This window comes from Mycobacterium sp. NGS66, assembly GCF_059812225.1.
Window position 1 is genome coordinate 116,581 of record NZ_JCALCG010000011.1, and the last position, 15,117, is coordinate 131,697.

Sequence of the window (15,117 nt, forward strand, 5' to 3'; positions counted from 1 at the left end):
TGAGAACCTTACTCTCGGAGTTGAGCGTCGGGCAAGGCGCCGGCAAAACCGTGCTCGAACTGCGACGAAAGTCCCGTCAACTCGACATCTGTCTGATTTCCCGCAGGTCAAGGCGCGGATGTGGTTCCTGAGATTTTCTTGAATTCTCGAGAGCCGAATGTAAGATTCGCCGATGAGGAGAATCAAATTATCGTGACTGTGGCAGGGGGTTCGATGGCATCGCAGGACGTGGGTCCGGCCATCGCGGAAGCGCCTTCAGCCAATGCTGCCCCCATTTCAGACGACGGCGCGCCGGCCCGCCGACTGTTGATCGACGGCCGGCTCGTCACCACCGATAGCACGTTCCCGTCGACCAATCCCGCCACCGGCCAGGTGGTGGGGTACGCGCCGGACGCCGGCGTCGAGGAGGCCACACAGGCCATCGCCGCGGCCCGAAGCGCGTTCGATACGACGAGCTGGCCCACCGATGTCGAATGGCGGATCCGATGCCTCGACCAGTTGCACCGGGCGCTGCTCGATCACGCCGAGGAGTTGCGTGAGCTGACCATCGCCGAAGTCGGTGCCACGCGAATGTTGACCCACGCGGCCCAACTCGACGAGCCCATCGGCATCGTGCGTTTCTACGCCGACCTGCTGCGCCGCTATCAGTTCACCGAGGACCTAGGCGAGACCGAATCGCGCGGTATGAGGCATCACCGCTGGGTGGAAAAGGAAGCCGCCGGGGTGGTGGGCGCCATCATCGCCTACAACTACCCGAACCAGCTCGCACTGGCCAAGCTGGCCCCTGCGCTGGCCGCCGGATGCACCGTGGTGCTCAAGGGCGCGCCCGACACCCCGCTCGTCACGTTGGCGCTGGGCGAGCTGATCGCCAACCACACCGAGATCCCGCCCGGCGTCGTCAACGTGTTGAGTTCGTCGGATTCCGCCGTCGGGGCCGCGCTGACCACAAGCCCCGACGTCGACGTCATCACCTTCACCGGCTCCACCGCTGTCGGTCGGCGGATCATGGCCGACGCCAGCCACACCGTAAAGCGGGTCTTCTTGGAGCTCGGCGGCGAATCGGCGGTAATCGTGCTCGACGACGCCGACTTTGCCGCCGCGAGCATGTTCGCGGCGTTCAGCATGGTCACCCATGCGGGTCAGGGCTGCGCGCTCACGTCGCGGCTACTGGTGTCCAGGCAGCACCACGACGAAATCGTCGAGATGATTGCGCGCAACTTCGCCAAGGTACGCCACGGCGACCCGGCCGATCCGAAGACGTTCATGGGACCGCTGATCAACGAGCGCCAGCGGGACAAGGTGGACGGCATGGTCCAGCGGGCCATCGCCTCCGGGGCGACCCTGGTCACCGGCGGCAAGCGGATAGATCCCGGCTACTTCTATGCACCGACCCTGCTCACCGGTGTCGATCCGGACAGCGAGATCGCCCAAGACGAGGTCTTCGGCCCGGTGCTGGTGGTGATCGCCTTCGACGACGACGACGACGCCGTGCGCATTGCCAACAACTCGATCTACGGTCTGGCCGGCGCCGTGTTCAGTCGTGACCAGGACCGGGCGTTGGCGGTGGCGCGGCGGATCCGGACGGGCTCGTTCTCCATCAACGGCGGCAACTACTTCGGCGCGGACAGCCCGTTCGGCGGCTTCAAGCAGTCCGGCGTCGGCCGGGAGATGGGGGTAGCGGGCCTGGAAGAGTTTCTGGAACGCAAGACTTTTGCGGTTCCGACCGGGGCGGCTGACGGGGCCCGGGCATGAGGCCGCTGGAGGGCATCCGCGTATTGGAAGTCGCCATGTACGGATTCGTCCCGTCCGCGGGCGCCGTGCTGGCCGAATGGGGCGCCGACGTGGTCAAGGTCGAGCACGCGGTGACCGGGGACCCGCAACGCGGACTTCGCCAGACCGGCATGCTGCGGGTCGACGGCGACCCCAACCCCAACATCGAGCACGCCAACCGCGCCAAGCGCAGCATCGGACTGGACATGTCGGTGCCCCAGGGCAGGGAGGTGCTTTACGAGCTGGCGCGCCGCTCGGATGTGTTCTTGACCAGCTTCCTGCCCGATGCCCGAGAAAAGTTCGGCATCGACGTCGACGACATTCGGGCGGTGAACCCGGCGATCGTCTACGCGCGGGGCAGCGCGCTCGGTCCCCGCGGCGCGGAATCGGGCAAGGGCGGCTATGACATGACGGCCTTCTGGTGCCGGGCCGGCACCGCCGCCACCATCACCCCCGCTGGGATGCCCGGCATGATCGCGCCGCCGGGGCCCGCATACGGCGACACCATCTCGGGCACCAACCTCGCCGGTGGCATCGCGGCGGCGTTGCTCAGGCGAGAGCGCACCGGCGAACCGTCCGTTGTCGACGTGTCGCTGCTGGGCAGCGGGCTCTGGTCGCTGGGACACACGGTGGCGCTGACCAACCATCTGGGTCAGCGCCTGGAGGCGCCGCCGCCCGGCATCCACGGGTCGCCCATCAATCCATTGGTAGGGGTTTACCCGACGTCCGACGGCCGCTACATCTCGTTCGTGATGATGCAGCCCACCAAGTTCTGGGCAGACGTGTGCCGGCACATCGACCGGCCGGAGCTTGCGGACGATCCGCGGTTCGCCACCGTCGACAAGATCGCCGCGAATACCGCAGATGCGGTGGAGATCTTGACCAAAGTCATGGCAACCCGCACGCTTGCCGAGTGGAGCGAACGCTTTGCCACGCTTGCGGGTCCGTGGGCGCCAGTGCAAGACACCCTGCAAGTGGCAGGCGACGCGCAGATCCGCGCCAATGAATATCTGGTTCGCGCAGGCGAACTCGAGCTGGTCGCCAACCCCGTCCAGTTCGATGTCGCTGCTCCACAGACCGGTCCGGCCCCGGCGTTCGCGGAGCAAACCGACGAAATACTCATGGAACTCGGGCTGGACTGGGACCGCATCATCGAACTCAAGACGGTCGGCGCCGTCACCTAGGGCCGGAGTGGTTGAGATGAGCGCGTCGAATGCCCCTGCTGCGAGCCAGGACCCGGGTGGGACGGCTATGTACTCAGGCGATAACGGTTATGCGGTTTCGGCACCGACCGCACGTGCCATGAGTCATAATCGCCGCACGCTGCAAGACGTGGGGGCGTGGCCGGCCTGCATTGCCTTTGAAGCGCAGACTCACGCGCAAGAACGGAGGACCGGCGTGAGGATGGGAGCCGGTTTGGCGCACAACACAGTTGGTGTGCGCGCGTCGAATTACGGATCCTTCTCCGCCACGATCTGGGAAGGATCTCGAGCCGGTGGCGACTAGGGGGGCCGATCGCTGGTCGACGGGACTGCCGTCGTTGAAACTCAAATGGGACCTCTCCGGACCCATGGCCGCGGTCGGGGGCTTGTTCGCGATGTCAGCGGACGCGATCAAATTCGCGTTCCGCCGACCGTTCCAACTGCGCGAGTTCCTGGAACAGTCATGGTTTGTCGCGCGCGTCTCGCTGGCTCCCACGTTGTTGGTGGCGATCCCATTCACCGTTCTGGTCAGCTTCACGCTCAACATCCTGCTGCGCGAACTGGGAGCCGCCGACCTGTCCGGTGCCGGTGCGGCGTTCGGCGCGGTCACCCAGGTCGGCCCCCTGGTGACGGTTTTGATCGTGGCGGGCGCGGGTGCTACGGCAATGTGCGCGGACCTTGGATCGCGAACGATCCGCGAGGAAATCGACGCGATGGAGGTGCTGGGCATCAACCCGGTGCAGCGCTTGGTCACGCCTCGGATGCTGGCCTCGGGGTTGGTAGCGCTGTTACTCAACAGCCTCGTCGTCATCATCGGCATCCTCGGCGGCTACACCTTCTCGGTATTTGTCCAAGACGTCAATCCCGGTGCGTTCGCTGCGGGTATCACCTTGCTCACCGGAGTGCCCGAGGTGATCATTTCCTGCGTCAAGGCACTACTTTTCGGCCTCATCGCCGGATTGGTTGCCTGCTATCGCGGCCTGATAATCGGCGGCGGGGGCGCCAAAGCCGTTGGCAACGCAGTTAACGAAACCGTGGTCTACGCCTTCATGTCGCTGTTTGTCGTCAACGTGGTCGTCACCGCGGTCGGCATCAAGATGACGGCCAAGTGACGGGGTAAACGAATGACGCTGCGAGCCGCTTACCCCAAGCTTTTCCGCCAGTTCGATCGGCCGGCCGGTGTATTCGGCCGCATCGGCGATCATACGATCTTCTACGGCAAGTCCCTTGCCGGGATTCCGTTCGCTGCGGTGCACTACCGGCGCGAGGTCATTCGGTTGGTCGCTGAGATCAGCATGGGCGCAGGCACTTTGGCGATGATCGGCGGCACCGTCGTGATTGTCGGCTTCCTGACGCTGGCGGCGGGGGGCACGCTGGCCGTCCAAGGCTACAGCTCGCTGGGCAATATCGGCATCGAGGCGCTGACCGGCTTTCTGGCCGCGTTCATCAACGTACGCATCGCGGCACCGGTGGTCGCCGGGATCGGCCTGGCGGCAACCTTCGGCGCCGGGGTGACCGCTCAGCTGGGTGCGATGCGGATCAACGAAGAGATCGACGCGCTGGAGAGCATGGCGATTCGCCCGATTTCGTATCTGGTGAGCACCAGGATCCTGGCCGGAATGCTCGCGATCACGCCGTTGTACAGCATCGCCGTGATTCTGTCGTTCCTGGCCAGCCAGTTCACCACGACATTCTTGTTCGGCCAGTCGAGCGGCTTGTACGAGCATTACTTCGACACGTTCCTGAACCCAATCGACTTGTTGTGGTCGTTCCTGCAAGCCGTCCTGATGGCGCTGACCATCTTGTTGATCCACACCTACTACGGTTATTTCGCTTCCGGCGGACCATCCGGTGTCGGCAACGCAACTGGAAACGCGGTGCGCACCTCGCTCATCGTCGTGGTGTCCGTAACTCTGTTGGTCTCGCTGTCGATCTATGGCAGCAACGGCAACTTCAACCTTTCGGGATAGGAGAGGACGGGAACGCAAGAGTGACGGGAAATCTCGGCCCGGGTCCAATCCACCGGTCCGAAACCACCAGCGCGGCAGGGCCGGTCGGCGCCTCGCCGGGGCGTCACTTCGGCGCGCGGTCATACGTGCGGCCGCTGGCCGGCCTGGCCACGGTTGCGGTGATCGTCGTGATCTTCGTGATTTCGGTGGGCCTGTTCCAAGGAAGCTTCACGCCCTCCGTGCCGGTGACCGTTATCGCGCAACGCGCGGGTTTGGTGATGAACCCGGACGCCAAGGTGAAGATGCGTGGTGTGCAGGTCGGCAAGGTTGCCTCGATCGAGCCGATGCCCAACGGCGAAGCCAAACTGCACTTGGCGATGGACCCGTCGCAATTGAAATTCATACCCGCCAATGTGCTGGCCAACATCACGTCGTCGACGGTGTTCGGCGCGAAGTTCGTCGAGCTGATGCCGCCCGACAAACCATCGCCCCGGCGACTACAGGCCAACGACACGCTGCGGGGCGAGCACGTCATGGTTGAGATCAATACGGTGTTCCAGCAACTGGTTTCGGTGCTGCAACAGATCGACCCGCCGAAGCTCAACGAGACGCTGGGGGCATTGGCGAAGGCGTTCAGTGGTCGAGGCTCACAGCTTGGCCAAGCGTTGACCGACTTCGATTCCCTCCTGGCCCAGATCGAGCCGAGCCTTCCCGCACTGCGTCATGACCTCACGGTCTTACCGGCGGTGGCGAACGCCTATGCCGACGCCGCACCGGATTTGGTGCGAACCGCGGCCAACGCCACCCGGGTCAGCCAGACGATCGTCGACGAACAACACAACCTGGATGCGTTGCTAGTCAGTGCGATCGGCTTCGCGGACATCGGCAACGACGTCCTGTCGACGAACCGCCAAGCGCTTACCAATGTGCTGCATTTGCTGGTGCCGACCACCGATCTGACCAGCGAATACCACGAGGTATTCACCTGCAGCTTTGGCGGGCTGGCATACATCGGGCACAATCCGCCGTTGTCGGAACCGAGCATCAACATCTCGGCGAGTCTGACATGGGGCGGCGAACGTTATCGTTATCCGACGAACCTGCCCAAGGTTGCCGCGACAGGCGGCCCGCATTGCATGGGCCTGCCCAGGATCCCGTTCAATACCAATCCGCCGCAACTGATTACCGATATCGGCGCCAACCCGGTCGGGTATGGAAACCCACAGCTGCTGATCAACTCCGATCTGCTCAAACAGCTGTTATACGGGCCGATCGCCGGGCCCCCGCGCAACTCCGCTCAGATCGGACAACCCGGATGAGGACGCGCGCCACGTTGGTCAAGTTCGCGATCTTCGCGGTCGTGATGGCGATGCTGACCGCCTTTTTGTTCTTCATCTTCGGCCAGTACCGGACGGGTGCGACGACCCCGTATTCGGCGGTGTTCGCCGACGTGTCCCGGCTCAAAACCGGGCAGTCGGTGCGGATCGCCGGGATCCGGGTGGGCACGGTCAACGGCGTTTCGCTGCGGCCGGACAAAAAAGTCGTGGTGAAGTTCGACGTTGACAACAACATCGTCCTCACAAAGGGCACCAAGGCGGCGGTTCGTTACCTCAACCTGGTGGGCGATCGCTACCTGGAGCTCCTCTCCGGTCCGGGCTCGACCGAGCGTCTGGGGAAGGACGGTCAGATTCCCGTCGACCACACGGCTCCGGCGCTTGACCTCGATCTGCTGCTCGGCGGACTCAAACCGGTGGTTCAGGGCCTGAACCCGCAGGATGTCAACGCGCTAACCGCCGCGTTGCTGGAGGTCTTCCAAGGTCAAGGCGGGACTCTACAGTCGTTGTTCGCCAAGACGAAGTCGTTTTCCAACGCCCTGGCCGACAACGACCAAACGGTCCAGCAACTGATCGACAACCTGAACGTCGTGGTCTCCACGCTGTCCAAGGACGGCACCAAGTTCTCCGAGGCAATCGATCGCCTGGAACGGCTGGTCAGCGGACTGTCGAACGACCGCGACACAATTGGCGCCGCCATTGACGCGCTGGACAGGGGAACCGCCTCACTGGCGGATCTGCTGACCAGCGCACGGCCGCCGTTGGCCGGCACTATCGAGCAGTTGAGCCGGCTGGCGCCGATACTCGATCAGGACAAGGACCGTCTCGACGCGGCAATTGCCAAGGCGCCGAAGAACTATCGCAAGTTGACCCGACTCGGCGTCTTCGGCGCCACTATCCCGTACTACGTCTGCGAGATCACTCTGCGTGGTACGGATCTTCAGGGCAAGACGGTGATGGCCCCCTGGTTCAGGTCAGATGCCGGAAGGTGCACGGAGCCCTAATGCTGAGGTATCGCGGAGCTGGACTTTTCAAAGCCGGATTCATCGGCGCGGTCTTGATCGTTCTTGTCATCCTGGTGGGCCTGTCGCCGGAACGCTTGCTCTCAATGGCGACAGCGGTGCGATACCAGGCACTGTTTTCCGAAGCCGGCGGCCTTGCGGCGGGCAACCCCGTGACGGTGTCGGGTGTGAAAGTCGGCTCGGTGTCAAAGGTGGCGCTGCGTAACGGCGATGCCCTGGTGACGTTCACGATCAAGGCCAGCATTCCGCTTGGGTCGGAGACCACCGCGCACATCCGGACTGGGACGCTGCTGGGTGAGCGGATGCTGACGTTGGAGTCCGCCGGAAGCAGCGCGTTGCATCCGATGGCCGTTATCCCGGTTTCGCGCACCTCCTCGCCGTACTCGCTGACGGAAGCGGTCAGCGACTTTACGACCAACGCTGCGGGAACCAACACCGCGACGCTGAATCAGTCATTGGACACTTTGGCGGCGACGCTCGACCAGATCGCACCCCAATTGGGGCCGACCTTCGACGAACTCACCCGGTTATCGCGAACGCTCAACGGCCGCAACCAGACCCTGGGAGAACTGTTCAAGAGCGCCAGCGATGTCACCGGGGTGCTATCCGAACGCAGCCAGCAGGTCAACAAACTTATTCTCAACTCGGACGATCTGCTGCAGGTCCTGGTGGCGCGCCGCCAAGAAATCGTGGACCTGCTGGCGAACACTTCGGCGGTGGCCAAACAGCTGACGGGATTGGTGCACGACAACGAAAGCAAGTTGGCGCCGACCCTCAAGAAGCTGAATTCGGTTCTCGCGATGCTGGAAAAGAACCGGGACAACATTTCCAAAGCACTGCCGGGTCTGGCCAAGTTCGAGATCACGGTCGGCGAGGCCATCTCCAGCATGTACGCCTACTCAGCGTTCGTCCCGAACCTCGCGATCCCGCAGCTCTTTCAACCGTTCCTCGACTATCTCTGGGGCTTCCGCAACTTCGACACCGCTCGTGGTCCGGGCTACCCGTCGCCGGTGCCGCGAACGCTGATCCCCTGGCCGTACAACGGTATTCCGGTGTGCCCTGAATGTACGTTGGGCGGAAGAGTCGGAGGGACACAGTGATACCGCGCAGCCCGTGGGGCAGACTCCTCGCCGTCGTACTCGTAGTGCTCGTCCTTGCCGGCATCGGGGTGCTCGTTCACGACAAGTTCTTCCGCCCGAAGACAATTACCGCCTATTTCCACACCACCACCGCGATTTACCCCGGTGACGACGTGCGGGTGTCTGGGGTAAAAGTCGGCAGTATCAAGTCGATCCACCCTGAGGGCACCGTGGTAAAGATGACCCTCGCGGTCGACCGGGATGTGCCCATTCCGGCGAACGCGAAAGCCATCATCGTCGCCTCGAACCTGGTGGCTGCCCGCTATGTTCAACTCAATCCCCCCTACCGGACCAGCGGCCCAACCATGGCGGACCCCGCGGTGATACCCGTCGAGCGCACCGCCGTACCCGTCGAGTGGGACGAGGTGAAAACCCAATTGATGCGGCTGGCAACGGATTTGGGACCCAAGAGTGGGGTATCCGGCACGTCGGTGGGGCGGTTCATCGAAAGCGCCGCCAATGCACTCGACGGCAACGGCGACAAACTGCGGCAAACACTCGCTCAATTGTCTGGCGTGGGGCGCATTCTCGCCAACGGCAGCGGCAACATCGTCGACATCATCAAGAACCTACAGACTTTCGTCACCGCGCTCCGCGACAGCAATGTCCAGATCGTCCAATTCAACGACCGCCTGGCCACGCTCACCAGCGTGGTCAACGACAGTAGATCCGAGCTTGATGCGGCGCTGACCGATTTGTCGACTGCGGTCGGCGAGGTGCAGCGATTCATCGCCGGTAGCCGCAACCAGACCAGTGAGCAGATTGCCCGGCTGGCCGATGTCACACAGATCCTGGTCAATCAGCACATGGCTCTGGAAAACATCTTGCACGCCTCGCCGAACGCGCTCGGCAACTTCTTCAACGACTACAACGCCGACACCGGAACAATCGTCGGGGGTTTCGGGGTAATGGACTTCGCGAACCCCGTGGCATCGGGCATGATCGTTCCGCTGCCCGTTCCGGGCTGCTCGCAAACCGCCGCCCTCGAGACCGTCACCTCGACCGAAGCGGCCAAACTGTGCGCCTTGTTCCTCGGACCCGCGTTGCGGGTGCTCAACTTCAACAATCTGCCGATTCCGATCAACATATTCCTGCAGAAGTCGGTAGACCCGACCAAGATCCTCTACACCGAACCCCGCCTCGCCCCTGGTGGCGAGGGCCCGAAACCCGGCCCACCCGAGACCCCGCCGGCCGTTTCGGCCTACACCGGCCTGCCAGGCGACCCCGTGGGACCGCCGGGAGCGGTGCCGCCGGCACGGATACCGGGTGCGGCCATGCCGCTTCCGCCGCCACCCTCGACACCGATGGGGCCGCCGCCGGGGCCGCCGAGCGTATCGAACATCCTGTTGCCGGCCGAGGGACCCCAACCATGACCGGCCGAGGGATGCCACCGAGGCGGATGCTCGCCATTACCTCCTGCGCCATGTTGACGATGACGGGATGCGCGTTCCACGGCTTGAACTCATTACCCTTGCCCGGCGCGGTCGGCCGCGGCCCGGGAGCCGACATCTACCACGTCCAGATCCCGAATGTCGGCACGATGGAACCCAATTCGCCGGTGCTGGTCAACGACGTAGTAGTCGGCAGCGTCGGCACGATGAGGGTCGCCCGTGACCCCGCGAAAGGCTGGATCGCCGACGTCGAGATTTCGGTCAAGCGCGACGTCCGAGTCCCGGCCAACGTGGAAGCCAGCGTTGGTCAGACCAGCCTGCTGGGCTCGATGCACGTGGAGCTCAATACCCCGCTCGGCCCCGATGGGAAGCCCCAGCCGGAGAGCCGGCGGCTGCCGCCAGGCGCCACCATCCCGCTGAGTCGGTCGTCGGCTTACCCGTCGACCGAGCAGACGCTGTCTTCGCTCGGCGCTGTCGTCAACGGCGGGGGACTTGGGCAGATCGGGGAGATCATCCACAACTTCACCGCCAGTCTGTCCGGGCACGAGGGCACTTTCCGCGACCTGCTTACTCGTCTCGACACGTTCGTGGGAACGCTCGACGAACAGCGCGACAACATCGTCGCCTCCATCCAGGCACTGAATCGGCTTTCCGCCACATTCGCCGCACAACGCGACGTGCTCACCCAGGCGCTGCGCAAGATACCGCCGGCGCTCGACGTGCTGGTCAGGGAGCGACCGCGCCTGACGACCGCCCTGGACAGACTTCGTGTCTTCAGCAACACCGCCACCAGGTTGATCAACGACTCCCAGGCCGACCTGGTCACGAATCTCAAGAACTTGGAGCCGACCCTGAAGGGGCTCGCCGACGTCGGCCCGGAGCTCGACGCGGCGCTTGCGTCGGCGTTCGTGTTCCCGTTCACCCAGAACTTCGTCGACCGGGCGGTCCGCGGTGACTACTTCAACCTGCATGTCGATTTGGATCTGACGATCCCACGGCTCAAGCGGGGACTGATGTTGGGTACCCACTGGGGCCAACTCGACCAGCCGTTGGTACCGGCGCCCGGGGACCCGTATTACCTGAACTACACACTGGATCCGTTGCATTCCAGCGTGCGGCCACCATGGGTGGCTCCCCTGCCCGGGCCTCCGCCGCCGGGTGCTCCCCCGCCCGGGCCTCCGGCACCCGCGGCACCGATGCCTGGTCCTCCGCCGCCTGCGGCACCGATGCCTGGTCCTCCGCCGCCTGCGGCACCGATGCCTGGTCCTCCGCCGCCTGCGGCACCGACGGGAGGTGGCGGATAGATGCTCACGCGCTTCGTCCGGATCCAGTTGGCGATCTTCACGATCGTCGGGACCATCGGCGTGATCGCGATGGTCCTGTTCTACATCCAAGCGCCGACCCTGCTGGGCATCGGCCGGATGACGGTTACGCTGGACCTGCCGGCTGCCGGTGGCCTGTACCGGTTCTCCAATGTGACGTACCGCGGAGTGCAGATCGGCAAGGTCACCTCGGTTGGTTTGACCGAGAACGGCGCGAAAGCGACGCTGTCGCTTAATACTTCACCCAAGATCCCGGCAGACTTCAAAGCGTGCCCGGAGCGCCCGGGTCCCGCTGAGCAGTGTGGTGTGTATGTGCTCAGCGTCTCGGCGGTGGGCGAACAGTACGTGGACTTGCGGCCCAGAACCGATTCGCCGCCCTATCTCCACGACGGCTCGGTAATCGCTATGCGTGACACAAAGATTCCGGAACCGGTTGGGCCGATGCTCGATCAGGTCAGTGCCTTGGTCAACAGCATCCCGAATACCAAACTCGGCCAATTGCTCGACGAGTCGTTCCGTGGCTTCAACGGCGCCGGCTACGACTTGGGGTCACTGTTCGATTCCTTCGCGACAATATCCCGCGACGCCAACGGCATCGCAGATCGCACTCGGACCCTCACCGAAGACACTGGGCCGCTGCTGGATTCGCAAGCGCGTACCACGAATTCGATCAGAACGTGGGCACGTAGCCTCGCCGGCATCTCGGAAGTGCTGGCCAACGACGATGCGCGCATTCGCACCTTGCTGCGAAACGGTCCTGAGGCCGCCAACGAGGCCTCCCGGCTTCTCGAACAAATCAAGCCGACGCTGCCGATATTGCTGGCCAACCTGACGACCATCGGGCAGATCGGCGTCACCTACCACCCGTCGCTGGAGCAGCTGCTGGTGTTGCTGCCCAACGCGGTTGCTATCGAGGAAGCTGCTAGCCCCCTGCACAATACGGACGGTATGGCCCAGGGCGACTTCGCACTCACAATCGATGACCCGCCTATTTGCACGGTCGGCTTTCTGCCACCCAACCAATGGCGATCCCCGGACGACACCAGCGACATCGACACCCCAGACGGGTTGTATTGCAAACTCCCGCAAGACTCACCGCTCTCGGTTCGCGGCGCCCGTAACTATCCCTGCATGGGTCACCCGGGCAAGCGCGCCCCGACCGTCGAAATCTGCAACAGCGACCAGCCGTACATGCCGCTGTCGATGCGCCAGCATGTGCTCGGTCCCTCCCCGCTGGATCCCAATTTGCTCGCCCAGGGCATTCCGCCCGACGACCGGGTTACCGTGAACGACAGGATCTTTGGGCCGGTCGAGGGGACACCGCTGCCGCCGGGGGCGGTTCCGCGCGGCACACCGCCAGGGCCGCGGGGCGCATATGGACCGCCCGGGCCGGGATACGCCGCCCCGCCATTGCCATCCTCGGGACTGCCTACGGCACCGTTATCGCCGATGTCGGACGACCTCCCACCCTTGGCGATAGCGCCGGCGCTAGCACCACTGGACGTGCCGGCACCGGGGGAACTTCCCGCACCAGCACCGCCTCCTCCGCCCGACCCCGCAACACCCAACCCGGGCAACGGTGCCGGTCCGAAGGCTGCCCCCAGTTCGTTGGGTGGTGGGGCCAGTCATCCGGGGCCCTCGGTCGTGTTCGCCAAATACGATTCGCATACTGGTCGGTATGTCGGCCCGGACGGGAAGTTGTACCAGCAGTCGGATCTCGTGACCTCGACAGCGCCCAAGACGTGGCGGGACATGCTTCCCAGCTGATGCCGCCGGAAGGTCCGCTCAGGACAGCTTGTCCAGGCGTAGCGGCATGGTCAGATCAAGCGGCCTATTTTGCCCGCAGGCACCGCTTGGACCGACGGTTTTGTCTTTTCCGGCGAAAGTTGGTGATCCGAGCGTGAATTCGCCATACGAGTTCACCGGGTAGAAGTAGAGGGTCTGTTGCCCGGTGAACGCGGTACCATCCTCGCACCGCTCCCAGTTCGGCACATCGCGTTTGACGTACCACATGATCCCGTCGAGCATGTACATCGGCGCGGTCCACCCCTGGTCGCTGGTCACCGTGCCATGACATTCCTGAAACGTGACGCATGACGAGCTGATCGTCAATGTCTGGATGACCGTGCCCTCACCGTGGTACTGGTCGTTGGTCTTGGCCCAATCACCGATGGACGTGGCGCGGAAGGTACCGTTGATGGCGACATCTTCCTTGGTTGTTGCCCTGGCCGTGGGGGCCGGAATCAAAGCGCCAAACACCGTGGCAGACAAGAGCATTGCGGTGGTGAGTGTTCCAAATGAACGCATCAGGTGCTCCTCGACGCGCTTGATCCGACGGTACTTATCGCAGCGTTTGGGCGTCGGTTCCGGCGTTTTCGAGCCACCACGTTACACCGCATCGGCGGAGCAGGCAGCCGTTCCAACCGCAAAGATTCTGCCGCGATCATGCGACCGGGTCGAACTTTGCGATCAGCCAAGAGCCGTTGACCTTCTTCAGCGCAACCAGCACGCTGCTGTCCGCCTTGACGGGTTGCGGTTTCTGCTTGCTTGCCGTGGTCTGGTCGACAAACACCAGCACGAGCGCCGAATCGGGATGTAGCTCCGAAACGGCGGCCCGAATCACTTTGGTGGTGGCAGTCAGTTGTCCTTGCTGTGCAGCCGGCGCGACGAGCGTATCGCTGAATTTGCCGTAATAAGCCAAAAAGTCGCCCGTGAGATGAGACTTCGCCTTAGCGAAATCCTTGTCCAGAGATGCGTAGGAATAGGACAGCAAATCTACGGCACCATCGGAGGCTGCCTGGATCGCCTGGCGCGCAGCCGTATTGTCGATCTGGCGATCCGGGCGGTACATGGTGACGAACAAGTAGACAGTGACGGCCACCGTGGTCAAGACCAAGCCCGTCATGACTATCGCAAGCCATCTCGCCAAACACCAGCTGGCCCAACGCCGCAGTACGACCAGCCTGCCGAACCGAGTTGATCCCTTGCGAGTTTGTTGTCCCGGGTCCTCGTCGGCGGACAGGGTCTCCGTGCCGTCGATGGCTTCTTCGGTGCTGTCTGGCGATGACTCATGCTTGACAGTCATTGCAGGAAGTCGACTTTCGACATCTTGAGCTGACCACCGTCCCGACTGAGAGTGACGCTGATGCGCCACAAGGCCGGGTGTTTCGCGTTATCCGGCCCGGTCGCATCGGATTTCGCCGCGACAATGACGACTCCCGAATTGTCGCTCACCGACTGGACCGCGACGGCCTGGACCGCCACCGTGCTGCTGACCTTCGATTCCTCCGCCTGCTTGGCCATCAGTGCCGACATCACTGACAGTTGGCTCTTGAGGTCGCCCGTAGAGGCGTCGAGGATTCGCTGGAAGTCCTCCTTGGCATGGTTGGGATCAATCGACATCAGCGTCGTGACCCGTTGCCGGGCTGCCGCAGCGTATTCGGCGGTGAGCTGCCGATTGTGCATGATCGTGCGGTGCTGCCACACGATGTAGCCGCTCGCGCAGATCGAGGCGGAGGTGAGCATGATGCCGGCACCGACAATTACCACTTTCCGGCTGGGACGGCGGAGCCACCGCGGTCGCCGGGGACGGGGCAGTCGCCGCAGGCGCTTCCGGGTTCCCTTTGCGGGATGGGTCTCGTCGTCTTGCGAGACGTCTTCATCCGCATCCACGACTTCGGCCGCCTGACGCAGCCGTTCGACACGTGCCTTAGCCGCCTGCGCTCGCGCTTCAGCCTCGGCAACTTCGTCTTCCGCTTCCGCGGTGGGCCGTTGGGCCTCGGCGTCGAGCTCGCCGTGCGACTGTGGTCCGTCGGGATCGGTTGCGTCCCTCCGGTCTTCAGAAGGGTCAGGCGCCTCCGGCGAACGCTTGCGCGACCGCATGGTGACCTCCTGGCCAGTCCGCATCATGCACGGAGAAGCAGCTTATCACCTGCGGACAATGGCTTTCCGCTGCCATCGCGCGCCCGCTTCCGTGGTTCTTGGGGTG

13 protein-coding genes are annotated in these 15,117 nt (G+C 63.7%); 10 read left to right on the forward strand and 3 right to left on the reverse strand.

Going from position 1 to position 15,117, the window contains the following annotated elements:
• Positions 1 to 213: 213 nt before the first annotated feature.
• The 10 genes from AC5Y2L_RS19615 to AC5Y2L_RS19660 all read left to right on the forward strand — a co-directional run bounded on the left by AC5Y2L_RS19615 (position 214) and on the right by AC5Y2L_RS19660 (position 12,896).
• Positions 214 to 1,752: an aldehyde dehydrogenase family protein gene (locus AC5Y2L_RS19615; RefSeq protein WP_499937497.1), complete on the forward strand. Its 1,539-nt coding sequence runs from the start codon at positions 214 to 216 to the stop codon at positions 1,750 to 1,752.
• Complete coding sequence (locus AC5Y2L_RS19620; RefSeq protein WP_499937329.1) at positions 1,749 to 2,954, forward strand: CaiB/BaiF CoA transferase family protein; 1,206 nt, start codon at positions 1,749 to 1,751, stop codon at positions 2,952 to 2,954. Before AC5Y2L_RS19615 ends, AC5Y2L_RS19620 begins: the two co-directional genes overlap by 4 nt.
• A gap of 311 nt (positions 2,955 to 3,265) precedes the next feature.
• Positions 3,266 to 4,084 (forward strand): MlaE family ABC transporter permease, encoded by an 819-nt coding sequence (locus tag AC5Y2L_RS19625; protein WP_499937327.1) that lies wholly within the window; start codon positions 3,266 to 3,268, stop codon positions 4,082 to 4,084.
• Between the two features lie 12 nt (positions 4,085 to 4,096).
• Complete coding sequence (locus AC5Y2L_RS19630; protein WP_499937325.1) at positions 4,097 to 4,942, forward strand: ABC transporter permease; 846 nt, start codon at positions 4,097 to 4,099, stop codon at positions 4,940 to 4,942.
• 125 nt (positions 4,943 to 5,067) lie between these two features.
• Positions 5,068 to 6,240, forward strand: coding sequence for an MCE family protein (locus tag AC5Y2L_RS19635; protein ID WP_499937495.1), 1,173 nt, complete (start codon positions 5,068 to 5,070; stop codon positions 6,238 to 6,240).
• Positions 6,237 to 7,259: an MCE family protein gene (locus AC5Y2L_RS19640; protein ID WP_499937323.1), complete on the forward strand. Its 1,023-nt coding sequence runs from the start codon at positions 6,237 to 6,239 to the stop codon at positions 7,257 to 7,259. Before AC5Y2L_RS19635 ends, AC5Y2L_RS19640 begins: the two co-directional genes overlap by 4 nt.
• The gene (locus AC5Y2L_RS19645; protein WP_499937321.1) at positions 7,259 to 8,377 is read left to right on the forward strand and encodes an MCE family protein; all 1,119 of its coding nucleotides are present in this window, start codon (positions 7,259 to 7,261) and stop codon (positions 8,375 to 8,377) included. The genes AC5Y2L_RS19640 and AC5Y2L_RS19645 overlap by 1 nt, the downstream gene beginning before the upstream one ends.
• Positions 8,341 to 9,789, forward strand: a complete 1,449-nt coding sequence (locus tag AC5Y2L_RS19650; protein WP_499944346.1) for an MCE family protein — start codon at positions 8,341 to 8,343, stop codon at positions 9,787 to 9,789. The genes AC5Y2L_RS19645 and AC5Y2L_RS19650 overlap by 37 nt, the downstream gene beginning before the upstream one ends.
• Positions 9,786 to 11,111, forward strand: coding sequence for an MCE family protein (locus AC5Y2L_RS19655; RefSeq protein ID WP_499937318.1), 1,326 nt, complete (start codon positions 9,786 to 9,788; stop codon positions 11,109 to 11,111). Before AC5Y2L_RS19650 ends, AC5Y2L_RS19655 begins: the two co-directional genes overlap by 4 nt.
• Entirely contained in the window at positions 11,112 to 12,896 is a 1,785-nt protein-coding gene (locus AC5Y2L_RS19660) for an MCE family protein (protein ID WP_499937316.1), read from the forward strand. It abuts the gene before it with no gap.
• 18 nt (positions 12,897 to 12,914) lie between these two features.
• Here AC5Y2L_RS19660 and AC5Y2L_RS19665 read toward each other — a convergent pair whose 3' ends face one another.
• From AC5Y2L_RS19665 to AC5Y2L_RS19675, 3 genes are all read right to left on the reverse strand, one after another.
• Positions 12,915 to 13,436, reverse strand: coding sequence for an Rv2253/PknI dimerization domain-containing protein (locus AC5Y2L_RS19665; RefSeq protein WP_499937314.1), 522 nt, complete (start codon positions 13,434 to 13,436; stop codon positions 12,915 to 12,917).
• A 136-nt stretch (positions 13,437 to 13,572) separates the two neighbouring features.
• Entirely contained in the window at positions 13,573 to 14,214 is a 642-nt protein-coding gene (locus AC5Y2L_RS19670) for a hypothetical protein (protein ID WP_499937312.1), read from the reverse strand.
• On the reverse strand, positions 14,211 to 15,011 hold the full coding sequence (locus AC5Y2L_RS19675; RefSeq protein WP_499937310.1) for an Rv1363c family protein: 801 nt from the start codon (positions 15,009 to 15,011) through the stop codon (positions 14,211 to 14,213). Before AC5Y2L_RS19675 ends, AC5Y2L_RS19670 begins: the two co-directional genes overlap by 4 nt.
• Positions 15,012 to 15,117: the final 106 nt, after the last annotated feature.

Coding starts and splice junctions, on each gene's coding strand:
- AC5Y2L_RS19640 (WP_499937323.1), top strand. CDS start 6,237: ATGAGGACGCGCGCCACGTTGGTCAAGTTCGCGATCTTCGCGGTCGTG.
- AC5Y2L_RS19630 (WP_499937325.1), top strand. CDS start 4,097: ATGACGCTGCGAGCCGCTTACCCCAAGCTTTTCCGCCAGTTCGATCGG.
- AC5Y2L_RS19670 (WP_499937312.1), bottom strand. CDS start 14,214: ATGACTGTCAAGCATGAGTCATCGCCAGACAGCACCGAAGAAGCCATC.
- AC5Y2L_RS19675 (WP_499937310.1), bottom strand. CDS start 15,011: ATGCGGTCGCGCAAGCGTTCGCCGGAGGCGCCTGACCCTTCTGAAGAC.
- AC5Y2L_RS19620 (WP_499937329.1), top strand. CDS start 1,749: ATGAGGCCGCTGGAGGGCATCCGCGTATTGGAAGTCGCCATGTACGGA.
- AC5Y2L_RS19615 (WP_499937497.1), top strand. CDS start 214: ATGGCATCGCAGGACGTGGGTCCGGCCATCGCGGAAGCGCCTTCAGCC.
- AC5Y2L_RS19660 (WP_499937316.1), top strand. CDS start 11,112: ATGCTCACGCGCTTCGTCCGGATCCAGTTGGCGATCTTCACGATCGTC.
- AC5Y2L_RS19655 (WP_499937318.1), top strand. CDS start 9,786: ATGACCGGCCGAGGGATGCCACCGAGGCGGATGCTCGCCATTACCTCC.
- AC5Y2L_RS19650 (WP_499944346.1), top strand. CDS start 8,341: ATGTACGTTGGGCGGAAGAGTCGGAGGGACACAGTGATACCGCGCAGC.
- AC5Y2L_RS19665 (WP_499937314.1), bottom strand. CDS start 13,436: ATGCGTTCATTTGGAACACTCACCACCGCAATGCTCTTGTCTGCCACG.
- AC5Y2L_RS19645 (WP_499937321.1), top strand. CDS start 7,259: ATGCTGAGGTATCGCGGAGCTGGACTTTTCAAAGCCGGATTCATCGGC.